Source organism: Ruegeria sp. N10 (genome assembly GCF_056531545.1).
Genome location: NZ_JBQFLY010000002.1, coordinates 146,696 through 170,007 on the forward strand (window position 1 = coordinate 146,696; position 23,312 = coordinate 170,007).

Here is a 23,312-nt window from a genome sequence, read left to right on the forward strand (position 1 = left end):
GCCCTGTAGGGCTGTTAACCCTCTGTCAAGTCCTGACCCGGATGCTGGTTCCATGGCTGCGGGAGTGGAACAGATGGAAGCGACGGAACTGGCGGGCGGGTCGTCACGGCTGAAACTTGTGGGTGTGACCTTGATTCTGATCGCGCTGACAGCGGCAGCGGGATGGGGCATCTATGCTGCCCCTGCCCCGGTTGTAGACCGCATGTTGGAATCGGACCTGCGAAAAGACGCCATGCGGTTAAGCCGTCAGGTCGAAAGCCATCTGAACAATCTGGATGCAACGTTTCGGTTCCATGAGTTGAACGAGCATGACGCGGAATTCCTGATGCTGTTGCCCGAAACCTCGGATATTTATCGGTTCAAGCTGTTTGACGCATCCGGTCAGGTGTTCTGGTCGACCCGTGCAAACGATATTGGGGCCGTAAATACAAAACCTTACTTCCAGTCGGTCGTCGCCGCCGGAAGGGTCTACTACAACCACGAAGAAAAGCCCGCGACAGAGGTTGATTCATTTGACAACGACCCCGCTAAGCGAACCGGCCCGGGCAGCCGCCATGTGGCCGAAGTCTATACGCCGATCACCGTGGATGGCGTATTCCTGGGCGCTATCGAGTTCTATTCGGACATCACCGATCTCAGGACCCTGTTCATTACCCGTGTGCGTTGGTCGTTGGTGTTTCTTAGCGGTGTCGCGCTGCTGGCACTGACCACTGTCATCCTGATTGTCCACCGCACCAACCGCCGCCAGATGCGTGATTTGCGCAAACGGGCCGTGAAAGAACGCGAACTGATGGGAGAGCAGCTTCGCCTGGCGCGCGAGGTGCGCCTGCTGGGCGAGTTGAACGAATGGCTGCAATCGAGCCGCTCACTGGATGAGCTTTTCGACATGGTGGCCCGCTTTATGACCCATATCCTGCCCGAGGCTGAGGGCAGCGTGTACGTCTATTCCAACTCGCGCGATGTGCTGGACGGGTGTGCCAGCTGGAACGGTGGAACGCATAAATCTCATATCCATCCGGAAGGATGCTGGGGTTTGAGGCGCGGCCGGACTTATGAGTTCGGTGCTTCTGAGATCGATTTTGTCTGCGAACATGCCGAACCGCATGACGGGCGGCCCTATTTCTGTTTTCCCATTCTGGCCCACGGGGAAACCGTTGGTCTGTTGCATCTGCGCGCGGCTGAGGGGCGAGAGGCCTGTTTCCATAAAAGCCGCAAGCTGGCGCAGCTGTGCGCCGAACAGATCAGCATGGCAATCGCCAATGTCCGTATGCGCGATCAGCTGCATGACCAATCGGTGCGCGACCCGCTGACCGGGCTGTTCAACCGCCGCCACATGACCGAGACATTGCGCAAGGCCATCAGCCGCAGCCAACAGACCGGCGCCGCACTGAGCCTGATTGCCGTGGACGTCGATCACTTCAAGAAATTCAACGACACGCATGGTCATGACGCCGGAGACATGGTGTTGCGCGCGGTCGGCGCGGCGCTGGAACAGGGTTGCGACCGGGACGAGATCGCCTGCCGCATCGGCGGCGAGGAATTCATGCTGATTCTGCCCGACAACAGCCCCGAAGATGCCATGACCCGTGCCGAGCAGTTGCGCCAGTCGGTCGAGGCGGTCATTGTCCGCTATGGTGAAAAGGCCCTGCCCCGTATCACAATCTCGGTCGGGGTCGCGCATTACCCCGCCCACGGCACCATGCCGCAGGATTTGATGCGTGCCGCGGATGATGCGCTGTATGTCGCCAAGGACAAGGGGCGCAATCAGGTTCACGTCGCCGCCGGGGCGCTGGTGCAGGCAAGGCTCGTTCCTGCAACGGGTAAACGCCCATCGCCGGAAGCCGCTTGAAAACCTTGCCGAATCGCCCCGCAGGCCGGATCAATCCTTATGGACCTGCACAGTACCTATCCCGGCATTCCCGATCTGAAACGCCGCGCACGCCGTCGGCTGCCGCACTTCGTGTGGGAATATATCGACAGTGGCACCGGGATTGAAACGACGCGGCATCGCAATCGAAAGGCGCTGGATGATGTCCGTCTGAGCCCCTCGATCCTGCATGGGGACCTTGAATTCGATACGTCAGTGAAAATCTTGGGCGTCACCTGTCCTTTGCCCTTCGGTATTGCGCCGATCGGGATGTCCGGTCTGGTCTGGCCTGATGCGGAGCGGTTGCTGGCACAGGCCGCCGCCAAAGCAGGCATTCCCTATTCGCTGTCGACGGTGGCCAGTCAGAGCCCAGAAGACCTGGCCCCCTATCTGGGCGAGACCGCGTGGTTCCAGCTGTATCCGCCAAGGGACCCCGAGATTCGCATGGACATGCTGAACCGGGCGCGCCGGGCGGGATTTCGAACTTTGGTTCTGACCGCTGACGTCCCTGTCGCCTCGCGCAGGGAGCGGCAAACACGCTCGGGCCTGCGGCAGCCGCCGAAACTGACACCGCGCCTGCTGGCACAGATCGTCCAAAGGCCCGCCTGGGCACTGGGCATGCTGCGCAGCGGTGTTCCACACATGCGCACACTGGACAAGTATATCGATGACCCCGGTGATCTGCCGCCGACGGCCCATGTCGGATACCTGCTGCGAACCTCTCCGGATCTGGATTACGTCAAATGGCTGCGCGATCATTGGGATGGGCCGTTTGTCGTGAAAGGCATCCTACGCCCCGAGGATGCGGACAGGCTGGAACAAGTGGGTGTGGACGCCCTGTGGGTGTCGAATCACGGGGGCCGACAGTTCGATGCAGCCCCGGCCAGCATCGAGATTCTTCCCGCGATCCGGAACGCGACCCGCCTGCCACTGATATTCGACAGCGGTGTCGAAGGCGGGCTGGATATCTTGCGCGCGCTGTCGCTGGGCGCGAATTTCGTCATGCTGGGGCGCGCTTTTTTGTACGGTCTTGCGGCACTTGGCGCAAAAGGCCCCGCGCATGTGATCGATATCCTGAGGCAGGATCTGCACGCGAATATGGGTCAGATGGGACTGGCCGATTTATGTCAGTTTGAGACGAAACGCTAAATTATTGATGCTGCAACGCGGCATCCCTATAAGTGTGCCGAGGCCAAAGGGCGTTTGCGAGCGATAACATGCCGGTTCTACCCAGAAGAACGGATGTACCTGTGCGTATTCTCCGCCCAATAAGACGCCCAAACACCAAAGACCGGGACCTGATATGACAGACTTCAACAAGATCCTGATCGCCAATCGCGGCGAGATTGCCATCCGCGTCATGCGCGCAGCAAACGAGATGGGCAAACGCACCGTCGCTGTTTACGCTGAAGAAGACAAACTGGGCCTGCACAGGTTCAAGGCGGACGAGGCCTATCAGATTGGCGAGGGCATGGGTCCGGTCGCGGCGTATCTGTCGATTGACGAGATCATCCGCGTGGCCAAACACTGCGGCGCGGATGCGATCCATCCGGGCTATGGCTTGCTGTCCGAAAACCCGGATTTCGTGGATGCCTGTGTCAAAAACGGCATCACCTTCATCGGCCCCCGGGCTGAGACCATGCGCGCATTGGGTGACAAGGCCAGCGCGCGGCGCGTGGCCATCGCGGCCGGTGTGCCTGTCATTCCGGCCACCGAGGTTCTGGGTGATGACATGGACGCGATCCGCAAGGAGGCCGCCGAGATCGGATACCCGCTGATGCTCAAGGCATCCTGGGGCGGCGGCGGGCGCGGGATGCGCCCGATCCAGTCGGGGGATGAGCTGGAAGAAAAGGTTCTGGAAGGCCGCCGCGAGGCTGAGGCCGCCTTTGGCAATGGCGAAGGCTATCTGGAAAAGATGATCATCCGTGCCCGCCATGTCGAGGTGCAGATCCTGGGCGACAAGCATGGTGAGATTTATCATCTGTACGAACGCGACTGCTCGGTCCAGCGCCGGAACCAGAAGGTCGTCGAACGTGCCCCTGCCCCTTACCTGAGCGAAGATCAGCGCGCCGAGATTTGCGAACTGGGCCGCAAGATCTGTGCCCATGTGAATTACGAATGCGCGGGCACTGTCGAGTTTCTGATGGATATGGAGACGGGCAAGTTCTACTTCATCGAAGTAAACCCGCGCGTACAGGTCGAACACACGGTCACCGAAGAGGTCACCGGCATCGATATCGTTCAAGCGCAGATCCTGATCGCCGAAGGCAAAACGTTGGCCGAAGCCACCGGTGCCGCCAGTCAGGCAGAGGTGCATCTGAACGGTCACGCGCTGCAGACACGGATCACCACAGAAGACCCGCAGAACAACTTCATCCCCGACTATGGGCGTATCACCGCCTACCGCTCGGCCACGGGCATGGGCATTCGTCTGGATGGCGGCACGGCCTATGCGGGCGGGGTGATTACGCGGTATTACGACTCGCTGCTGACAAAGGTCACCGCCTGGGCGCCGACACCCGAGAAGGCGATCAGCCGGATGGACCGCGCCCTGCGCGAGTTCCGTATTCGCGGCGTCAGCACCAATATCGATTTCGTCATCAACCTGCTGAAGCACCCGACCTTCCTGTCGAATGAATACACCACTAAGTTCATCGACACGACGCCGGATCTGTTTGCCTTCAAGCGCCGCCGCGACCGGGGCACCAAGGTTCTGACCTATATCGCCGATATCACGGTGAATGGTCATCCCGAAACCAAGGACCGCCCCGAGCCGCGCGCCGACCTGAAAGTCGCCAAGCCCCCCGCGCAGAAGGCCGAGCCGCGGATGGGCACGCGCAACCTGCTGGAGCAGAAAGGCCCGCAGGCCGTGGCGGACTGGATGAAAGCGCAGCGGCAGCTGCTGATCACCGACACCACCATGCGCGACGGGCACCAGTCGCTGTTAGCGACCCGGATGCGGTCGATCGACATGATCAAGGTGGCGCCAACTTATGCCGCGAACCTGCCGCAGCTGTTCTCGGTCGAGTGCTGGGGCGGTGCGACCTTCGACGTGGCCTACCGGTTCCTGCAGGAATGCCCATGGCAGCGTCTGCGCGACCTGCGCGAGGCGATGCCGAACCTGATGACACAGATGCTGCTGCGGGGCGCAAACGGGGTTGGGTACACCAATTATCCCGACAACGTGGTGCAGGAGTTCGTGCGCCAGGCATCGAAGAACATTGATGTCTTCCGCGTCTTCGACTCGCTGAACTGGGTCGAGAACATGCGTATTGCGATGGATGCTGTTATCGACAACGGCAAGATCTGCGAGGGCACCGTTTGTTATACCGGCGATATTCTGGATCCTGATCGCGCCAAATATAACCTGAAATACTATGTCGGCATGGCCAAGGAACTGCGCGACGCAGGCGCGCATATTCTGGGTCTGAAGGATATGGCGGGCCTGTTGAAACCAGCCTCGGCCAAGATTCTGATCCGGGCGCTGAAGGAAGAGGTTGGACTGCCGATCCACTTCCACACCCATGACACGGCCGGCATCGCCAGCGCCACCATCCTTGCCGCCTCTGAGGCGGGTGTGGACGCGGTGGATTGCGCAATGGACAGCTTCAGCGGCAACACCTCCCAGGCGACGCTGGGCACCGTGGTCGAGGCCCTGCGCCACACCGACCGTGACACCGGGCTGGACATCAAGGCCATCCGCGAGATCAGCGATTACTTCGAGGCCGTGCGCGGTCAATATGCGGCCTTCGAATCAAGCCTGCAGGCCCCGGCGTCCGAGGTGTATCTGCACGAGATGCCAGGCGGTCAGTTCACCAACCTCAAGGCGCAGGCGCGCAGCCTGGGTCTGGAAGAGCGCTGGCACGAGGTCGCGCAGATGTACGCCGATGTGAACCAGATGTTCGGCGATATCGTAAAGGTAACGCCGTCGTCGAAAGTTGTTGGCGACATGGCCCTGATGATGGTCAGTCAGGGCCTGACCCGCGAGCAGGTCGAGGATCCGGCGACGGATGTGGCCTTTCCAGACTCGGTCGTCGACATGATGCGCGGCAATCTGGGTCAGCCTCCGGGAGGATTCCCGAACACCATCATCAAGAAGGTGCTGAAGGACGAGGCCCCCAACACCCAGCGCCCCGGCAAGGACGTGCCTGCCGTCGATCTTGAAGCCACCCGCGCCGAGCTGTCCAAGCAGTTGGAAGGCAAAGAGGTCGATGACGAGGATCTGAACGGGTACCTGATGTATCCCAAGGTGTTTCTGGATTACATGGGCCGTCACCGGATTTACGGCCCGGTCCGTACCCTTCCCACGCGCACCTTCTTTTACGGCATGGAGCCCGGCGAAGAGATCACGGCCGAGATCGACCCCGGCAAGACGCTGGAAATCCGGTGTCAGGCCATCGGCGAGACGGATGAAAAAGGCGAGGTCAAGGTGTTCTTCGAACTCAACGGCCAGCCGCGTGTGATCCGGGTGCCGAACCGGATGGTCACATCAACCACACAGGCGCGCCCAAAGGCCGAGGTCGGCAACCCTGATCATGTCGGTGCGCCGATGCCGGGTGTTGTGGCCACGGTTACCGTCACCGCAGGCCAGCAGGTCAAGGAAGGCGACATGCTGCTGACCATCGAGGCAATGAAGATGGAAACCGGTATCCATGCCGAGCGTGATGCGACGGTCAAAGCCGTGCATATCCAGCCCGGCGGCCAGATTGACGCAAAGGACCTTCTGATCGAACTGGAATAAGACGGAAAACAACCTAATGTTCGTCAGGCCGTGTGGGAGACCGCACGGCCTTTTTCTATGATTGAGCGGAGACCCATTATGCTTGCAATCACCCCGATCTATGCGGCCCTGATCGCAATTCTCTACGTCGCACTCAGCGTCAAAGTGATCCTGCAACGACGCAGCGATAAGATCTCGGTCGGGGATGGTGGCAGCAAGCTGATGATCAAGGCGATACGGACACACTCGAACTGCGCCGAATACGCCCCGATTTCCCTGCTGCTGATTGCCATGGTTGAGCTTCAGGGCGCGGCCGGAATATTGGTCCATCTGCTGGGGCTGATGTTGCTGGCCGGGCGTCTTTTGCATGCGTACGGATTTGGGCGAACGCCGCAGATCGTCATCCTGCGGCAGGCCGGCATGAGCCTGACGTTCCTCGCCATTCTGGGGGCGGCTTTCGCAAACCTGATTCTGGCGCTTTAGGCCGTCTGGCGGGTGTTACCCTGCCAGAACGGTTGTTTCGATCTGCGGTGCACCCAGCAGAACCGGTGTGAACTGATCATGTTCATGCAGGTCCGGCTTCAGGATGGCAGCGCCAATCAGAATCATCGCGGCAAGTGTCACGATCTTCAGGTCTGCAACGGATATCATGACGGCACCTCCTGCCTGTGTTTTACTGATTTGCATTACGGGTTGAACGGATCACGGGCCGGATTCCGTCGAAAAGATTTTTCCCGCTTTTTGTGTTTTTCCGCTTGCAGCCCCGCGTGGGAATTTATACATCCCTCCTCACTCAACGGCGCGGGCGTAGCTCAGGGGTAGAGCATAACCTTGCCAAGGTTAGGGTCGGGCGTTCGAATCGCCTCGCCCGCTCCATTGAGAGGTCTTCGGACCACATATGTATCTGATGCGGGCGTAGCTCAGGGGTAGAGCATAACCTTGCCAAGGTTAGGGTCGGGCGTTCGAATCGCCTCGCCCGCTCCAGATACCAAACCTTCCAAACATGCTGGTTCTTCTGCCCCGGTTGCGGCATTCTGAATGCAATTCGCAACACGGGATGTTCGCATGTCTGATTATGTTATCCGCCCCTTGTCCGCTGATGAGTTGCAGGAGGCTGTGGATTGGGCCGGGCGCGAGGGGTGGAATCCGGGTCGTCACGATGCCGAGTGCTTTCGTACAACTGATCCCGATGGGTTCTTGGGAGGTTTTCTGGATGGCGAATTGATCGCGTCTGTCTCGGCGGTGAACTACGACGATGATTTTGCCTTTTTGGGTTTCTACATCGTCAAGCCAGAATACAGACACCATGGCCACGGGCTTGAGATTGCGCAGCACGCGCTGGCCCACTGTGCCGGGCGCAACATGGGTCTGGATGGCGTGGTCGAGCAGCAGGACAACTACCGGAAATCCGGGTTCACCTTTGCCTATAACAACTACCGCTTTTCAGGGCGGGTTGCAGATATCCTAGGCGCGCTGGCACCGACCGCTGGTGTTGATGTGCTGAGCACCGTTTCAGATGCGTTAAGGGACTATGATCGTCAGCTTTTCCCCGCCCGGCGCGATGCGTTCCTGCATGGTTGGCTGAGCGCAAGCGGCCATGTGTCCCGCGTGTTTACCGAAGACGGGCAGATCAAAGGCTATGCCACGCTGCGCCCCTGTCGGACCGGATACAAGGTCGGGCCGCTGTTTGCGGACCGCGCCGACATTGCCGAAGCACTGCTTGCAAGCGTATTAAAAGCTCTGCCCGAAGATCAAAGCGGGCAAGAGGTGTTCATCGACATGCCACAACCCAACAGTGCCGCCTTTGCACTGGCCGACAGGTTGGGCCTTGCGAAAGTGTTCGAAACGGCCCGGATGTATTCCGGCGATCAGCCGGATATCGACCTGAGCCGCATCTATGGCGTGACAACGTTTGAGTTGGGTTAAAACGCCTTGAACGTCATCGTCGTCAGCGAGCGTTCGATATTGGGAATCACCAGCAGGTGTTCGTTGATGAAATGGCCTACATCCTCGGTTTCGGGGATGTAGAGCTTGAGCATCAGATCAAACTCACCACTAGTGGAATAAAGCTCTGAGTGTATTTCGCGCAGGGCGATTTCCTCGGCGACCTTGTAGGTGGTGCCGGGTTTGCAGCGGATCTGGATGAATACGCAGGTGGACATGGCGTGGCCCTGTTGGTTCGTGTTGTCTGCAAGCTGACATGGTGCCGGGCCGGGTGCAATCCCTTGCAACAGTTTGCAGTGATTGCAACGCATGGTCTGGATCAACCGGCCCCACCCCGTCTATAAGCGCGCCTGTAGCAAAAGGAATTCGCCCATGCGCACCGCTTCGATCAGCCGCAAGACCGCCGAAACCGAAATTTCGGTCGAGGTCAATCTGGATGGCACCGGCACCTATGACAATCAGACCGGCGTCGGGTTCTTTGACCATATGCTGGACCAGCTGGCGCGCCACTCGTTGATTGATATGACAATCCGCGCCAAGGGTGACTATCACATCGACGATCACCACACGGTCGAGGATACCGGCATCGCCCTGGGTCAGGCTTTGACACAGGCCCTGGGCGACAAGAAGGGCATCCGGCGCTATGGCGAATGCCATCTGCCGATGGATGACGCTCAGGTGCACTGTGCGCTGGACCTGTCGGGCCGTCCGTTCCTGATGTGGACTGTCGATCTGCCGACGCAAAAGATCGGTACGTTCGACACGGAACTGGTGCGCGAGTTTTTTCAGGCGCTCAGCACCCATGGCGGCATTACCCTGCATATTGACCAGTTGCACGGCTTCAACAGCCACCACATCGCCGAGGCTGCGTTCAAGGCTGTCGCGCGCGCGTTGCGTGATGCGGTTGAGACCGATCCGCGCAAGGCGGATGCGATTCCGTCGACCAAGGGCGCGCTGTAAATGCTGACAGCCATCATCGACTATGAAAGCGGCAATCTGCATTCAGCGGAAAAGGCGTTTCAGCGCATGGCGCAAGAGGTCGGCGCTGGTGACGTTGTCGTCACCTCTGACGCGGATGTGGTTGCGCGTGCGGACCGACTGGTTCTGCCCGGAGATGGCGCTTTCCCGGCCTGTGCCGCCGAGCTGCGCGGCCATAAGGGTATTTATGACGCGATGGTCGAAGCGGTCGAACAGAAGGGCCGTCCGTTTCTGGGTATCTGTGTTGGTATGCAGCTGATGGCAACCAAAGGCCATGAATACACAGAGACCGATGGTCTGGGCTGGGTGGCAGGTGATGTTGTTCGGATCGAACCGTCAGATGCCGCGCTGAAAGTGCCGCATATGGGCTGGAACGATCTGGTTCTGGAAAGCGATCACCCGATCTTTGCCGGGGTGAAATCAGGCGATCACACCTATTTCGTCCATTCCTACCACTTCCGTGTAAGCAACCCGGCGCAGCGGTTGGCTTATGTGGAATATGGGCAGGACGTCACGGCCGTGATTGGCCGCGACACGATGGTTGGGATGCAGTTTCACCCCGAGAAAAGCCAGGATGTTGGCCTGCGCATGCTGGGCAACTTCCTGACCTGGAAGCCCTGAGGCTTACTGAACCCGCGTCCAGGTTTGCCCGCGACAGATCAGGCCGCCCGCCACGCATCCCTTGACGGTCAGCTTGTTCTGGCCGTCCAGTGACATCTTCGAGTTGTAGGTTTTGTCCCGGTCGGGGGCCCAGATTTTACCACTGTCATAGCTGCCGCCCCCTTCGGGAACCATGTCCCAGATGATCTTTTTGCCAAGGTTCTCATATTCCAGCTGCTGGTTGCCATCGGCGTCGAACGCGCTGTCGATGGTGCCGCAGATCGCACTGCCGCATTCGGAAATCGTCACATGCAGATAGCCACCCGTGTCGCCCGGCGCGGTTTTCCACAGGCCGTCAACCGGATCGTCTGCAAAAGCAGCCGTAGCAAGCAGCATCAGGCCCGCTGAAAGAGTAAAAGTCTTCATGATTTTCTCCCTGTTTTGAAGGCAGTCTGACCCGCCGGTGGGCGACGGGCAAGAATGACCCAGCGTCGCGTTGCATCCCCTGCCCTGCTTGTGCGATATCCCACGCGTGTAACAGTGATATAGGGCCGCCCGACATGATCCTCTACCCCGCCATCGACCTCAAAGACGGCAATGCCGTACGCCTGCTGCGTGGTGAAATGGACAAGGCCACCGTGTTCAACGAAGACCCGGCCGCTCAGGCCCGTGCTTTTGTCGAGGCAGGGTGCGAATGGCTGCATCTGGTCGACCTGAACGGCGCATTCGCAGGCGAGCCGGTCAACGCAGCGCCGGTTGAGGCAATTCTGAAAGCGTGCAAGGTGCCTGCGCAACTGGGCGGCGGCATCCGTGACATGGCCACGATCGAAACCTGGATCGAGAAAGGGCTGGCGCGGGTCATTTTGGGCACTGTCGCTGTCGAAAACCCCGACCTTGTGCGCGAAGCAGCCAAAGCCTTTCCCGGCAAGGTCGCCGTCGGCATCGACGCACGCAACGGCATGGTGGCCACCAAGGGCTGGGCCGAAGAGACCGACGTTCAGGTCACCGATCTGGCCCGTAGTTTCGAAGACGCAGGCGTTGCGGCAATCATCTACACCGATATCAATCGCGACGGTGCCATGCAGGGCCCGAACATCGAAGCGACCGCTGCCCTGGCACAGGCCGTTTCCATCCCGGTGATCGCCTCAGGCGGTGTCAGTTCGCTGGACGACCTGATCGCCCTGCGCGATTGTGGCGTTGCGCTGAACGGCGCGATTTCGGGTCGGGCGCTTTATGATGGCGCGATTGACCTGGCCGAGGCCATCCGCGCCCTGTCGTGATCGGTTATTGCGCGGCTGCGGCGGTCAGCTTGGCCAGCGCACCGCGCATCTTTTCGATGACCGGTGATTTGTCGACATCGTTCAGGTCGTCCAATGTCTCTTTCGGGTCTTCATAGATCAGCCACACCTGGCCATTGGCGTCTTCGTAAGCCTGCACCTTGAGAGGCAGAAACAGCCCGGCACGCGGGTCGATCTGCATGGCTGGCGTACCCAGCGCAGGGTTGCCGAAAATCAGTACCTGATTGGCGGGAATGGGCGTGCCGATCTTTTCCGCCCCGGCCGCGTGGTCGATGCGGGCAAACACGGTTGCGCCTGCATTTCCGACGGCAGCTTCAAGCGCGTCCAGCGCCTCGGCCACGGATTTGTCGGTTTGAACCTTGATCAGATCATCTGCCATAGCGGTCAGCGCGCCTCCGAACGAAAAAACATAAGCCAGAATCAGTCTACGCATATCGATATTCCTTCTGTGAAATTCACTCCAATTTTCACAGATTTGAGACCTCTCACAATCACAAGTCTGGCATCGGCAAGGCTTTGCCAGAATTGAAAACGCCCATTTTACCCTTGCTTTCGAGAACAATCCAACCAGAAGCCAAACATTTTACTGCGTTGAGCCATAATTCGGGCGGAATCTCCGCTTAACTCCTTCGTCAAACACAACAACCCGGGTGGCAAACGTGAGTATTTCCAACCTAGACGTTCCCAAAACGTCCAGATTCGGATCGGCAACCATTGTGATCTTCTGTGCGGCGGTTTTCACAAGCGCCAGTCTGCTGTTCTTTGTCCAGCCGCTTTTTGCCAAACTGGTTCTTCCCAAAATCGGCGGTGCCCCGGCGGTCTGGACAACCGCAATGCTGTTTTTTCAAGTGGTGCTGATAATCGGGTATGTTTACGCGCACCTGTTGACCAAGTTTCTGCCCCTGCGCTGGCAGATCATCACCCATTTTGCCTTCTGGGTGGCGGCGCTGACTTTCCTGCCGCTGTCCACCCGCGAAAGCTGGAGCTATGACGCTTCGACCTCGACCGCGCTGCAAACGCTTGGCCTGTTCGCCGTAGGTGTGGGTGTACCTTTTGCGGTATTGTCGGCAAATGCGCCCCTGTTGCAGGCCTGGTACGCCAAGTCGGGCGGGCCTTCGGCGGATGATCCGTATTTCCTTTACAGCGCCAGCAATGTCGGATCCTTGCTGGCGCTGTTGGCCTTCCCCCTGGTTGCAGACCCGTTTTTTGGCGCTGCCGAGATCAGCCACGCCTGGCTGGTCGGCTTCGTGCTGTTCGGCGCGCTTTTGCTTGGCAGTGGCATGATCGCCTTGCGGGGATCACAGCATACAAAATCGTCGGTTCAAACGGCGCTTAAGGCCAGTTTTCCCACCCTGCGGCAAATCGCTGTCTGGGTGTTCGTCGCCTTCATTCCCTCTTCCTTGATGCTATCCTTTACAACGCGGGTCAGTACGGATCTGGGTGCTCTCCCGCTGATCTGGGTAGTGCCACTGGCAGTCTACATCCTGTCCTTCATCATCGCATTCGCCAAATGGAAGCACCTGACGCTTGACGCCTTGAACCTTCCCATGCTGGCGGCATTGGCAGCGGGTGTCGTACTGGTGTCCGACGTGGTCAGCGAGCATGACGCGCCGGTGGTTATTCTGCTCTATGTCCCGGTGTTGTTCGTCATCGCTCTTTATGCGCACCGCCTGCTTTACGACATGCGCCCATCCGCCGAGCAGTTGACCGTGTTCTACATCGCCCTTTCCGTGGGCGGAGCGATTGGCGGGCTGTTCAACTCGATCCTTGCACCGATTGCCTTCACACGTGAGTTGGAGGTGCCAATCACCATGATCCTGGCCGGAGGATTGTTCCTTGTCCGCGCACCGGGATTTGCCTTTCGCCACGTCATCATGGGCATCGCGGCAAGTGTTTTCATCTTCGTCATCGCAGGTGCGACACGCGGCGTCGCGGCCCTGAGCGCGGACATCCCGCGTGCAGGTGCCCTGTTCGTGCTGATATTCGGAGTGCTGTACCTGTTCCGGGCACAGGCCATGCGTATCCCTGTGGTTCTTACCGTCGTTCTGCTGCCCGCATTTGCGGTAAAGAACAATCCTGTGTTCGAAGATCGCAGCTTTTTCGGCGTGCATTCGGTGTATTCAAGCGAGGGCTACCGCGTCTACAAGAACGGCACCACGGTGCATGGCTGGCAACGCGAATCCGAATATGGCACTCGGCCCACACCGCTGTCCTATTATCACCCCGAAGGACCGATGGCACAGGTCATCACGTCGGACTTCGGCAAGCAATCCAACAGCATCGGAATTGTCGGTCTGGGAACAGGTGCACTGGCCTGCTATCGGCAGCCTTCGCAAAACTGGGACTTCTTCGAGATCGACGCGACCGTAGACCAGATCGCACGCGATCCTTCACTGTTCACCTATCTGTCGGATTGCACGCCCGATTCCAAAACCCATCTGGGTGACGCCCGGATCGTTCTGAAGCAAAAGCCTTTTGCCTTCGATATCCTGGTTTTGGATGCGTACAGCTCGGACGCGATTCCGCTTCACCTGATCACACGCGAGGCGGTAGAGATGTATACCAGCCGCCTGACTGACGATGGGGTTCTGGTGTTCCACATCACAAACCGGTTCTACGATCTGGTCCAGCCTTTGGCCCGAATTGCCGACAGCTTGAACCTGACCGCAGCGCATCAGCGGCTGGCCGTGGGTGAAGAGCAGGTTGAAACCGGAGCCGCCACCAGCAGCGTTGTGATCCTGAGCCCCGACAAATCCCGAATTGAGAATTTTGCGCAGGATGGAAATTGGCGAATTGTCGAGACCGACGGAGCGCTGCCATGGACCGATGACAAGGCAAACCTGCTTTCGGCGCTGACGCTGCTGAAGAACCGGGATCACTAAGCCCCCCGCGCCGCCCATGGCCATTGCTACCAGGGCCAAGGATGGCAAAACGTCTGTGGCATCGGCAGCGCTTTGTCGGTAAAGGTCCGGCAACGAAGGACGATCAGATGCTGAAAACCCGGATCATTCCCTGCCTTGATGTTGCTGATGGCCGTGTGGTCAAAGGCGTGAATTTCGTGGGCCTGCGCGATGCGGGCGACCCGGTGGAATCGGCCAAAGCCTATGATGCAGCTGGAGCGGACGAGATCTGCTTTCTCGACATTCACGCGACCCATGAGAATCGCGGCACCATGTTCGATGTGGTACAGCGCACGGCGGAACAGTGTTTCGTGCCGCTGACCGTGGGCGGTGGGGTGCGAACAAAAGACGATGTGCGCGCCTTGCTGCTGGCGGGGGCGGACAAGGTCAGCTTCAACTCGGCCGCGGTTGCCAACCCGGACGTGATTGCCGAAGCGGCAGATCAGTTCGGCAGTCAATGCATTGTCTGCGCCATCGACGCCAAGACCGTCAGCCCCGGCAAGTGGGAAATCTTTACCCATGGCGGGCGCAAACCCACCGGCATTGATGCGGTTGCCTTTGCAAGAGCCGTGGTCGCCAAGGGGGCCGGTGAAATCCTGCTGACCTCAATGGACCGCGACGGCACCAAATCCGGGTTCAACCTGCCGCTGACCCGCGCCATTTCCGACGCGGTAGATGTGCCCGTGATCGCCTCGGGCGGTGTTGGCACTCTGGACCATCTGGTCGAGGGCGTCACCAAGGGCGGCGCAAGCGCCGTATTGGCGGCATCGATTTTCCATTTCGGCGAATACACCATCCGCGAGGCCAAGGAACATATGGTCGCAGCTGGCATCCCCATGAGGTTGACATGAGCATCTTGCACGATCTGGCCGCCACGATCGAGGCACGCAAGGGGGCTGATCCCGACAGCAGCTGGACGGCCAAGCTACTTGCGAAAGGCCCTGAGAAATGCGCCGAGAAATTTGGTGAAGAGGCCATAGAGGCCATCATCGAAGCCGTAAAAGGGGATCAGGTTAAGCTGACCTCGGAAGCGGCGGACGTGTTGTATCACCTTCTGGTCATGCTGGCCGCGCGGGACGTGGCGCTGGATGATGTTCTGGCCGAGCTGGACCGCCGTCAGGGCACCAGTGGTATCGCCGAAAAGGCTGCCCGCCCCAAAGGGTAAGGCCCGGGTTCCGCACCGTCGCCTGTGCCGTTATAATCGGATGCCAGACTGTCAGGCTGAAGGCGCGATATGATCCGAGTTTTGATGCTTGTGGCAACCCTTGCCATCGTCGCTGGCTGCGCCGCGCCGCCGCGCTCGACCGGGGATGAGGTGCAGCGGCTCGCCACGGAGATTCAGGGCCTTGGCCCGGATATCGACCCTGAGGAGGCCCGACGCGCAGCGGGAATTGCTTACGCCTATACCGCTCAGCTGGTCGAGGAATACCAGATCACAGACCCGCCCCTGATCCATAACATGAAGGTCAACAAGGGGCTGCGCCCGCGTGGGCTGTGCTGGCATTGGGCCGAGGATATCGAGCGGCGGTTGAAACAGGAAAACTTCCGGACGCTGGATCTGCACCGTGCCATTGCAAACGCGGACAACCCGACGCGGATCGACCACAGCACCGCAATCATCAGCGGTAAAGGTGCGACGCTGTATGACGGTGTCGTATTGGACCCGTGGCGTTATGGCGGCGTGTTGTTCTGGTCTCCGCTGGTCGAGGATACCCGGTATGACTGGGTTCCGCGCGACGTGGTGCTGGAAAAGCGGCGGAAGGAACAGGTCGCCCGTCTGAAACCTTACGTGCCCGCCAAACCCTAAAGCTTGGACGAGATGATCCCGGTCGAAAATCCGCCCATGCGCAATTCGCCAAACAGGCGCTGATATTCGATCTTTGGGCAACGGCTCATCACCACATCCACGCCACGGGCCTGGGCCTTTGCCGCCGCTTCAGGGTGTTCCACACCAATCTGCATCCAGATCGTACCGAGCGACGGAAACGCATCCAGCGCCTCGTCCACAATAGGTGGCACGGCCTCGGACCGCCGGAAAATGTCCACCATGTCCACAGGCTCGGAAATTTCTGACAGGCTGCCGCAAACCGTCTGACCAAACAGGTCATTGCCCGCGTGGCCCGGATTGACGGGAATCACCCTGAACCCTTTCAGCGACAAATAGCGCGCCACGTAATAGCTGGGTCGCACCGGGTTCATGGAAACGCCGACAACGGCCACCGTCTTGGTGCGTTGCAAAATGGCCTTGAGGTACTGATCGGAATAATCTGGCATGCCCTATCCTTAACAGCGTTCCAAAAAGAAAAAAGCGCCCAAGAAAGCTTGGGCGCCAGTTGTTGGAACGAGGGACAGTGAAATGACCCGCGGCAGTTCCGTTCCGCGGTCACTGTGACATTTAAGCATGGATCTATTAAAAAAAAGAGGGGCAGCGCATTTTTGTGATGACTTTTCACAATTAGCTGAACTTTACCTATCTTCCGTAGAGAATTGCGGGCCAATTTTCTTCGGCCATCGCAATGTACCCTGTTTGATCCTGCTGCCAGATTTCCTCGACCTCGGGCGAATGCGTCAGGTAAAGACGCCCATCGACCACCTGCCACGCCTTGGGATCTGTGCTTTTCAGCACGCCCATCGCCATCCCGTACGAGCAATAGCCGCCGAACTGCGGCGCAAAGGCGCGCGGATTGCTCTCGAAGAGCTCACGATTTGTCTGCGATTTGAAATGCCACCGGGCACCTTTCCACATGACCGCATTTTCGGGCACCCCTTTTGAGGGCGTATCGCTGCCAAAATATGACACGGGATCATACCCCGCCAACGCCACACCATCAGTGGCGTAATACACGGGTTTGTCCTGCGCAAATACGGCAGGGGCAAGCAGCACAGTGCTCAGCGAGCAAAGAAGAGTACGTCGGTTCAGCATCGTCACATTGGAATCTGCACATTCAAGACCATCAAGATGCAACTTTTCGCGCTTTTCGAAACCCCTGTTGACGCGGTTGTGAATGAGTGTCCGCCAATTGAAACTTAGTCAAAGACGTCTTCGATCACGTCCCATGCTTCATCGAACACGCGCGCAAGCATGGTCTTTTTCCTCTTTTTGCGCTTTGTTTTCCGAGGGGCAGTATGAGACACAGCGGCGCGCAGCGGTTCGGGTTTGAGTACTTTCCGCACGGGCAACATCTTCAGGTCGTGCAGCGGTGCCCCACAGCTGGAACAGCTAAGCTCGTGCCGTTCCTTGCCTTTCAGGATCAGGGCAGCCCGGGTGCCGCAATAGCAGCAGGTCGCGATTTTGGCAGGACCGGGAATGACGCTCTCCTTTTTTCAGGGTCGCGATGCATATAAGGCGATTGCCGCAGCATTTGAGACGTTCAGCGAGCCAAATCCCCCGGCTGCGTCAATTTTAACCAACTGATCCACGGTTTCCTTTGTCTTCTGCCGCAAGCCCGGACCTTCCGCACCCAGCACAAGCGCAACAGGGCGGTCACGGCCATCGCTTAGCGCACCTTCGATTGTCATGTCGGCTTCTCCGTCCAGCCCAAGGACCAGAAAGCCCATGCCCTGAAGCTCGACAATCGCGTCCGCAAGGTTGCGCACCCGCAGATAAGGCTGCCGCTCAAGCGCGCCGCTGGCGGTTTTTGCCAGTGCTCCGGTCTCGGGTGCGGAGTGGTGGCGTGTGCCGATCACCGCACTGGCCCCCAGAACTTCGGCCGAGCGCAGAATCGCCCCGACATTGTGCGGGTCTGTGACCCGATCCAGCAGAATGACGCGAGGGTTTTCGCGACCGATGCAGTTATCGGCCAGACTGCCCCATTCCAACGGCTTGACCTCCAGCGCTGCGCCCTGATGCACTGATCCAGCATCGATGGGTGCAGAGAACTTGCGCGGGTCAACTATTTCGGCCTCGATCCCAGCAAATTCAACAGCTTCCGCCAGTTTGTCACACGCATTCCGCGTCACCATCAGGCGTAGTTTTTGCCGTTTTGGGTTCATCAGCGCATCGCGAACCGCGTGCAGGCCAAACAGCCAGACGGTTTCTGCAGCGGCAGCTTTGCGCGCCTGTTCCTTTTCGACGACCCATTTGGGTTTCTTCATTTCAAGGGCCTCCGGGCCGGGAATTCGGTTTCCTGCGCCAAAGGGAAATTTTCCTGTTGACGCTCCTTTGGTGCGCTAGTAATCACGCCTCCACGTCAGGTGCAACGCCTGACAGTGGGCGACAGGCCGCAAGGTGTGGCAGGGGACTGTAACTCCCTCGCGGAGACGCACGCCTGGTTCGATTCCAGGGTCGCCCACCATCTTTCCAATGTATTTCGAAGATGGTCGGGACGTGTAGTCCGCACTGCCCTGTAATCTGGCAGCTGCGTTATTGCTTTTGGTCTGCCACCATACTCAGATGCGACAGACCTGATCAGTTTTACAGATCTTAACCCGGGGCTAACGCGACTGGATCGTGGACGAAGGGTTCCGCGTGGTCTTCGCCACCGCATGTCATGACGTTCAGATCAACACGCCGGTCGATTGCCCACCTATTCCGCAGCCGGGCGCATCTGAGCTATGCGGTTGAACCAACGCACGATTTCGTCCAAGTCCGCAGGCAATTCCTCGGCCGCGCCTTCGGCGAAGGCGTTGAACTTTTCGGCGTTCAGCCCGTTCACGCCGACCAGCACCGGAATTTCCAGCGCCAGCGCTTCGCCGATCACCGGGCGGAACCCCCGCCCATCAGACTCATGTTTACCGAATTTGTTGATAATCAGCAGGTCCGGCGCGTTCGCAAGCGAGGCGGTCACATACCCAACCGCCTGTTCCAGCGCTGCGGGGTCCAGACGGCAGCCGCGGGACTGGGTGCCCAGTGATTGCGAGATACGGATGGTTTCGCCATTAGGCAGCACGCGCACGTCCATATCGCATTTGCTGCTGTCGGCGCATTCCGTGTTTGTTTGCACGACACCGGCCAGTTTCGCGCCGGACGCCAGCAGACGTTCAGCAACAGCACTGAGCAGGCGATCCGTCGCGCCGCGGTCGGTGGTGGTGACATAGGCCAGATGCATCTTGGACCTCTTGTAATTCGATTGTGACGTTTCAAATAGCACGCAAGGCGCTGCCCGACCACTCCCCCAGTCAAGGAAGCGGCGACAGACCAATCACAGGTGCGTGCAGGTGAAGAAGAACCGCATAAGCGGCCAGTGCGGTCAGCCAGACCCAGGGGCGTGGCCAGGGTCGCGGTGAGCGGAGTGAGAACCGCGACGTATTTCGGGACAACCGGACCCATTCAAAGCCCATCTCACGCGATTTACGCCTGTCGATCAGGTCCATGCCCATAACAGAAAATCCGGCAAACAGGCCGAACAGAATCACATGTGACAGGCTTCCATTGGTCAGAAGATGCGCCAAGGACCACAACAGCAGCGCGGCAAGGATCGGGTGGCGGGTGGTGCGCAGAATACCGGGGTGTTCGGGGTCAAAGGGCCTGTTGCCCATCCCTCCGAAAGAAAACGGGTTCTGGATCGCAAGCCCGGTCACAGCCAGCCAGCACACCACGGGCATGATCAGTATCGGCAACCAGCGCAAGACTGCGAACGGCGGAATGACCTCGACATAGGGGGCGTTTGCAGCGGCAACAATCAGCCATGCCAGCACGGCCAAAGACAGAAGTGAATAGGCCGTGAAATACCCCCGGCGGCCGAGCGTGCCGATCAGCCAACCCCGCACGGTGGGCCGTACAGGAATTGCATGGCTGAGTAGGAAAGCGATGAGTGCTGCAAGGAACAGGCCCCAACCGGTCATGATATTCTCCAAACGTGTTGGGGTCGGTCTAGACTGGGAGGACAGCGACGTCCTTGCCCGAAATCAAGTTGGGCCGCAGGGGCGAACGCACCGTCCCTGCCTTGTATTACAGCCCAAGCGCCGCGCGGCGTTCTTCGGCAAAGCCCTGCACGATGCGGTCTGCGATCAGTGCCAGAATCGCCATCGCGGCCCCGGCAGATATGCCCAATCCTACATCCGCCTGACCCAGCGCCAGATAGATCGACTGGCCCAGACCGGTGGTCCCGATCAGTGCCGCGATGACCAGCATGGCGAAGGCGTAAAGGATGGTCTGGTTCAGCCCCAGAAGGATGGTCGGGGCCGCATAAGGCGCCCGCACATCGCGCATGATCTGCCACTCGGTCGCACCGCTTGAAATTGCGGCCTCCATCATCTCATCCGGTGTATTGACCAGCCCGTGCCGCGTGTAGCGGATCATCGGGACAATCGCATAGGCACAGATCGCCAGAAAGGCCGAGAACTCACCAATCTGGAACACCATCAGCACCGGGATCAGGAACACGAACAGGGGGATCGTCTGCAACATGTCGCAGATCGGGCGAACCACGTTCCACACAGGCTGCCATACCGCGCTGGCAAGACCGATCAGCCCCCCTGCCAAAGCGCAGGTAAACACCGCTGCACCACTAAGATAGAGCGACAGCAGCGCCTTTTCCCACAGGCCCGAGACGAGGATGGTGCAGAGCAGCCCCACGCAGAGCGCGGCCAGACGCCAGCCCCCGGCGACCCAGCCCAGCGCGGCAGCGCCGGTCAGGACAAAGGGCCACGGCAGGTTCGCGATGCCGGTTTCCAGCATTCCGATCAAGATCAGAACGACCAGCCCGCCAGTCAGCCGCCCGCGCCACGCCATCAAAAGCGCAATTCCGGCACCGGCCGCGAACAGACCATAGCTCATGCTCGACGTCCACTGGAAACCCCATGTGAAGGGCAGCACCGCCTGATCCAACCCGATCCGAAGCGGTAGCAGTACATAGAACAACGAGTTGTTCTTGAGGGCGTCCAGCCACTGGCCGTTGGCCTGCGTGAACGCGGTCAGGCCGCTGTCCACGACCTCGGCCATCGGGTCCAGCAGGGTCAATTCCGCAGGATTTGGCAACCACGCCCAGAAGGCGGCGGTGAAGACAACAGCAAAACCCAGCATCGCCCAGACAACGCGGCTGTCATAGCGTTTACGCTCGGTCGCCAAAGTGCCGCTCATCCGGTCGATCACCACCGCAAAGACCACGATAACCAGACCCGCCATCAGCGATTCGCCGAACTGCGCCTTGCGCATGGTCAGCAGAACCTCCCAGCCGATATCGTTGAACCCACCGATGACCGCGGCGATGATAACCATCGACAATGCGGCCATCAGACATTGGTTCACACCGACCATAATCTGAGTGGTGGCGGCAGGGATTTCGACCTGGAACAGCTGCTGGAACCGAGTGCCGCCAGACATGATGGCCGCCTCTTTGATTTCGGGTTCTACCCGTTCCAATCCCAGCATCACATTGCGCGCCATTGGCGGTGCGGCATAGATGGCCGAAGCAATCAGACCAACAACAGGACCAAATCCAAACAGCAGCAGCAGCGGTGTCAGATAGGCAAAGGTTGGCACCGTCTGCATGATGTCCAGCACGGCCTGCACAAAGGATTTCACCTTTGGCACTTCGTTGGCGAGGATGCCGATGGCGCCCCCAATGACCAGCGCCACAGGGACAGACACGGCGACAAGCGCCAGCGTATTCATGCTTTCGGCCCAATAGCCCGAGGCCAAAACAAAGCTGAGGCCCAGAAAGCCAAGTGCGGCCATGGACAAGCCGCCCAGATACCAGCCCAACGCGGTCACGATCCCGATCAGAATGGGCCATGGCGTTTTGCCCAGCACGAAATTCGCCCAGTTCATTGGGTGGGTCATCAGGTCCGAAAACAGCCGCATTGCCGGTTTGATCAGGTTCAGAAACCAGTCCAGAAACGCGCCAACCCATTGGGTTGCAGGCAGTTCCCACGCGGCGGGCCACTTGACCAGCCACGGGGCGATACCCTCGAGCGCAAGGCAAACTGCACCGACGATAACAGTTATCAGGGCGGCCTTCGCACCTGCCGTCAACTGCGCACTGCGCCGTGTCGGGAGGTCGGTTATGGCGGTCATGTCTCGTCCACCTGAAGAGCTGCGGCCAGATCGGACGGATGCACCGTGCCGACGACATTGCCCGCCTCATCCCGCACGGGCACGGGTTCATACAGCTCCATGCAATGCGCAAGGGCTGCGTCCAGCGTCATCGAGGTGGTGAGGCCGGGATCATCGGGGCCACATTCCGCCTCGCTCCGCATGACCGAGGCGACCTTGGCGTGTTGACCTTTGGCGACATCCTTCGAGAATTCGCGCACGTAATCATCCACCGGGCGCAACACGATATCAGTGGGCGTTCCGATCTGAACAATCTTGCCGTCGCGCATGATGGCGATGCGGTCGGCCAGCTTCAGCGCCTCTTGAATGTCATGGGTGATGAAGACGATGGATTTCTTCAGCGTCGCCTGAATACGCAGGAATTCATCCTGCAACTGGCGGCGGATCAATGGGTCGAGGGCCGAGAACGGTTCATCCAGAAACCAGATATCGGGATTTACAGCGAGGCTGCGGGCAATGCCCACACGCTGACGCTGGCCACCTGAAAGCTGGCGCGGAAAGCTGTCTTCGCGCCCTTCCAGACCGACCAGGGAGATCACCTCCTGCGCGCGCGCCAGCCGTTCCTTCTTGCCCACACCCTGCACGCGCAGCGGATAGGCCACGTTTTCAGAAACGGTCATATGCGGGAACAGGCCGAAATGCTGGAACACCATACCCAGTTTTTTGCGGCGCAACTCGGTCAGCGCCTTTTTTGAGGCTCCGATGACATTTTCGCCATCCACCCGAATCTCACCACCTGTGCCCGGCAGCAGCTGCGATATGCAGCGGATCAGCGTGGATTTGCCCGAGCCCGAGAGGCCCATGATGACGAAAAGCTCGCCTTCCTGAACCTCGAAATTGGCATCCTGAACAGCGGGGATCAGCCCCTGTTCGCGAAGGGCGGCGGCAGCCTTGTCTGCGTCATTCCCTGACCGAGACAGCGCGTCGGTCAGGGCTTTGTCAGCGCCGGGGCCAAACACCTGCCAGAGATTCCGGCAGGCGATGGCTGGCATGGTCGTGTCCGTCACTT

At 59.3% G+C, this 23,312-nt stretch carries 24 protein-coding genes and 3 tRNA genes; 15 read left to right on the forward strand and 12 right to left on the reverse strand.

Annotated elements, in window-relative coordinates; translation table 11 throughout:
- Nucleotides 1–52 precede the first annotated feature (52 nt).
- The 4 genes from ACR0JI_RS04015 to ACR0JI_RS04030 all read left to right on the forward strand — a co-directional run bounded on the left by ACR0JI_RS04015 (nt 53) and on the right by ACR0JI_RS04030 (nt 7,070).
- On the forward strand, nt 53–1,849 hold the full coding sequence (locus tag ACR0JI_RS04015; RefSeq protein ID WP_480475915.1) for a sensor domain-containing diguanylate cyclase: 1,797 nt from the start codon (nt 53–55) through the stop codon (nt 1,847–1,849).
- 39 nt (nt 1,850–1,888) lie between these two features.
- Nucleotides 1,889–3,016: an alpha-hydroxy acid oxidase gene (locus tag ACR0JI_RS04020; protein WP_480493792.1), complete on the forward strand. Its 1,128-nt coding sequence runs from the start codon at nt 1,889–1,891 to the stop codon at nt 3,014–3,016.
- Nucleotides 3,017–3,170: 154 nt separating this feature from the next.
- Complete coding sequence (locus ACR0JI_RS04025) at nt 3,171–6,608, forward strand: pyruvate carboxylase (RefSeq protein ID WP_480493791.1); 3,438 nt, start codon at nt 3,171–3,173, stop codon at nt 6,606–6,608.
- A 78-nt stretch (nt 6,609–6,686) separates the two neighbouring features.
- A complete protein-coding gene (locus ACR0JI_RS04030; RefSeq protein ID WP_480493790.1) occupies nt 6,687–7,070 on the forward strand; it encodes an MAPEG family protein in 384 nt (127 codons plus the stop codon).
- A gap of 15 nt (nt 7,071–7,085) precedes the next feature.
- Here ACR0JI_RS04030 and ACR0JI_RS04035 read toward each other — a convergent pair whose 3' ends face one another.
- Nucleotides 7,086–7,238 carry a hypothetical protein gene (locus tag ACR0JI_RS04035; protein ID WP_480475907.1) on the reverse strand — a complete coding sequence of 51 codons (153 nt, stop codon included), beginning with the start codon at nt 7,236–7,238 and terminating at the stop codon, nt 7,086–7,088.
- Nucleotides 7,239–7,388: 150 nt separating this feature from the next.
- Between ACR0JI_RS04035 and ACR0JI_RS04040 the strand changes: the two genes are divergently transcribed.
- The 3 genes from ACR0JI_RS04040 to ACR0JI_RS04050 all read left to right on the forward strand — a co-directional run bounded on the left by ACR0JI_RS04040 (nt 7,389) and on the right by ACR0JI_RS04050 (nt 8,513).
- Nucleotides 7,389–7,463, forward strand: a tRNA-Gly gene (locus ACR0JI_RS04040).
- Between the two features lie 33 nt (nt 7,464–7,496).
- Nucleotides 7,497–7,571 (forward strand) — tRNA-Gly (locus ACR0JI_RS04045).
- A gap of 81 nt (nt 7,572–7,652) precedes the next feature.
- Nucleotides 7,653–8,513, forward strand: coding sequence for a GNAT family N-acetyltransferase (locus tag ACR0JI_RS04050; protein ID WP_480493789.1), 861 nt, complete (start codon nt 7,653–7,655; stop codon nt 8,511–8,513).
- On the opposite strand, the gene ACR0JI_RS04055 is transcribed toward ACR0JI_RS04050, so the two are convergent.
- Nucleotides 8,510–8,749: an Lrp/AsnC family transcriptional regulator gene (locus ACR0JI_RS04055; RefSeq protein WP_480482339.1), complete on the reverse strand. Its 240-nt coding sequence runs from the start codon at nt 8,747–8,749 to the stop codon at nt 8,510–8,512. The two genes, ACR0JI_RS04050 and ACR0JI_RS04055, sit on opposite strands and share 4 nt — an antisense overlap.
- Nucleotides 8,750–8,903: 154 nt before the next feature.
- Between ACR0JI_RS04055 and hisB the strand changes: the two genes are divergently transcribed.
- Nucleotides 8,904–9,491 (forward strand): imidazoleglycerol-phosphate dehydratase HisB, encoded by a 588-nt coding sequence (gene hisB / locus ACR0JI_RS04060; protein ID WP_480493788.1) that lies wholly within the window; start codon nt 8,904–8,906, stop codon nt 9,489–9,491.
- The gene (hisH, locus tag ACR0JI_RS04065; RefSeq protein ID WP_480493787.1) at nt 9,492–10,130 is read left to right on the forward strand and encodes an imidazole glycerol phosphate synthase subunit HisH; all 639 of its coding nucleotides are present in this window, start codon (nt 9,492–9,494) and stop codon (nt 10,128–10,130) included.
- 3 nt (nt 10,131–10,133) lie between these two features.
- Here hisH and ACR0JI_RS04070 read toward each other — a convergent pair whose 3' ends face one another.
- The gene (locus ACR0JI_RS04070; protein ID WP_209504550.1) at nt 10,134–10,535 is read right to left on the reverse strand and encodes a DUF2147 domain-containing protein; all 402 of its coding nucleotides are present in this window, start codon (nt 10,533–10,535) and stop codon (nt 10,134–10,136) included.
- 134 nt (nt 10,536–10,669) lie between these two features.
- Between ACR0JI_RS04070 and hisA the strand changes: the two genes are divergently transcribed.
- Nucleotides 10,670–11,389, forward strand: coding sequence for a 1-(5-phosphoribosyl)-5-[(5-phosphoribosylamino)methylideneamino]imidazole-4-carboxamide isomerase (hisA, locus tag ACR0JI_RS04075; RefSeq protein WP_480493786.1), 720 nt, complete (start codon nt 10,670–10,672; stop codon nt 11,387–11,389).
- Nucleotides 11,390–11,393: 4 nt separating this feature from the next.
- Here hisA and ACR0JI_RS04080 read toward each other — a convergent pair whose 3' ends face one another.
- The gene (locus ACR0JI_RS04080) at nt 11,394–11,840 is read right to left on the reverse strand and encodes a DUF302 domain-containing protein (protein ID WP_480493785.1); all 447 of its coding nucleotides are present in this window, start codon (nt 11,838–11,840) and stop codon (nt 11,394–11,396) included.
- Between the two features lie 226 nt (nt 11,841–12,066).
- On the opposite strand from ACR0JI_RS04080, the gene ACR0JI_RS04085 reads away from it, so the two are divergent.
- The 4 genes from ACR0JI_RS04085 to ACR0JI_RS04100 all read left to right on the forward strand — a co-directional run bounded on the left by ACR0JI_RS04085 (nt 12,067) and on the right by ACR0JI_RS04100 (nt 16,114).
- Nucleotides 12,067–14,289: a fused MFS/spermidine synthase gene (locus ACR0JI_RS04085; RefSeq protein ID WP_480493784.1), complete on the forward strand. Its 2,223-nt coding sequence runs from the start codon at nt 12,067–12,069 to the stop codon at nt 14,287–14,289.
- Between the two features lie 107 nt (nt 14,290–14,396).
- Entirely contained in the window at nt 14,397–15,158 is a 762-nt protein-coding gene (hisF, locus tag ACR0JI_RS04090; protein WP_480476924.1) for an imidazole glycerol phosphate synthase subunit HisF, read from the forward strand.
- A complete protein-coding gene (locus tag ACR0JI_RS04095; protein ID WP_480475891.1) occupies nt 15,155–15,472 on the forward strand; it encodes a phosphoribosyl-ATP diphosphatase in 318 nt (105 codons plus the stop codon). Before hisF ends, ACR0JI_RS04095 begins: the two co-directional genes overlap by 4 nt.
- Before the next feature lie 69 nt (nt 15,473–15,541).
- Nucleotides 15,542–16,114 carry a hypothetical protein gene (locus tag ACR0JI_RS04100; RefSeq protein WP_480493783.1) on the forward strand — a complete coding sequence of 191 codons (573 nt, stop codon included), beginning with the start codon at nt 15,542–15,544 and terminating at the stop codon, nt 16,112–16,114.
- On the opposite strand, the gene ACR0JI_RS04105 is transcribed toward ACR0JI_RS04100, so the two are convergent.
- From ACR0JI_RS04105 to rlmB, 4 genes are all read right to left on the reverse strand, one after another.
- On the reverse strand, nt 16,111–16,581 hold the full coding sequence (locus ACR0JI_RS04105) for a CoA-binding protein (RefSeq protein ID WP_480493782.1): 471 nt from the start codon (nt 16,579–16,581) through the stop codon (nt 16,111–16,113). The genes ACR0JI_RS04100 and ACR0JI_RS04105 overlap by 4 nt on opposite strands.
- A 196-nt stretch (nt 16,582–16,777) precedes the next feature.
- Complete coding sequence (locus tag ACR0JI_RS04110; RefSeq protein ID WP_480493781.1) at nt 16,778–17,152, reverse strand: YHS domain-containing (seleno)protein; 375 nt, start codon at nt 17,150–17,152, stop codon at nt 16,778–16,780.
- Nucleotides 17,153–17,334: 182 nt separating this feature from the next.
- Entirely contained in the window at nt 17,335–17,616 is a 282-nt protein-coding gene (locus ACR0JI_RS04115; protein ID WP_480493857.1) for a hypothetical protein, read from the reverse strand.
- Between the two features lie 15 nt (nt 17,617–17,631).
- A complete protein-coding gene (rlmB, locus tag ACR0JI_RS04120; RefSeq protein WP_480493780.1) occupies nt 17,632–18,402 on the reverse strand; it encodes a 23S rRNA (guanosine(2251)-2'-O)-methyltransferase RlmB in 771 nt (256 codons plus the stop codon).
- A 116-nt stretch (nt 18,403–18,518) separates the two neighbouring features.
- On the opposite strand from rlmB, the gene ACR0JI_RS04125 reads away from it, so the two are divergent.
- Nucleotides 18,519–18,602, forward strand: a tRNA-Tyr gene (locus ACR0JI_RS04125).
- 231 nt (nt 18,603–18,833) lie between these two features.
- Here the strand turns inward: ACR0JI_RS04125 and ACR0JI_RS04130 are convergent.
- The 4 genes from ACR0JI_RS04130 to ACR0JI_RS04145 form a co-directional block, all read right to left on the reverse strand.
- Nucleotides 18,834–19,355: a DUF2478 domain-containing protein gene (locus ACR0JI_RS04130; RefSeq protein ID WP_480493779.1), complete on the reverse strand. Its 522-nt coding sequence runs from the start codon at nt 19,353–19,355 to the stop codon at nt 18,834–18,836.
- Nucleotides 19,356–19,425: 70 nt separating this feature from the next.
- The gene (locus tag ACR0JI_RS04135; protein WP_480493778.1) at nt 19,426–20,091 is read right to left on the reverse strand and encodes an NnrU family protein; all 666 of its coding nucleotides are present in this window, start codon (nt 20,089–20,091) and stop codon (nt 19,426–19,428) included.
- A gap of 106 nt (nt 20,092–20,197) precedes the next feature.
- Complete coding sequence (locus tag ACR0JI_RS04140) at nt 20,198–22,264, reverse strand: ABC transporter permease (protein ID WP_480493777.1); 2,067 nt, start codon at nt 22,262–22,264, stop codon at nt 20,198–20,200.
- On the reverse strand, nt 22,261–23,310 hold the full coding sequence (locus tag ACR0JI_RS04145; protein WP_480475875.1) for a quaternary amine ABC transporter ATP-binding protein: 1,050 nt from the start codon (nt 23,308–23,310) through the stop codon (nt 22,261–22,263). Before ACR0JI_RS04145 ends, ACR0JI_RS04140 begins: the two co-directional genes overlap by 4 nt.
- Between the last annotated feature and the right edge of the window lie 2 nt (nt 23,311–23,312).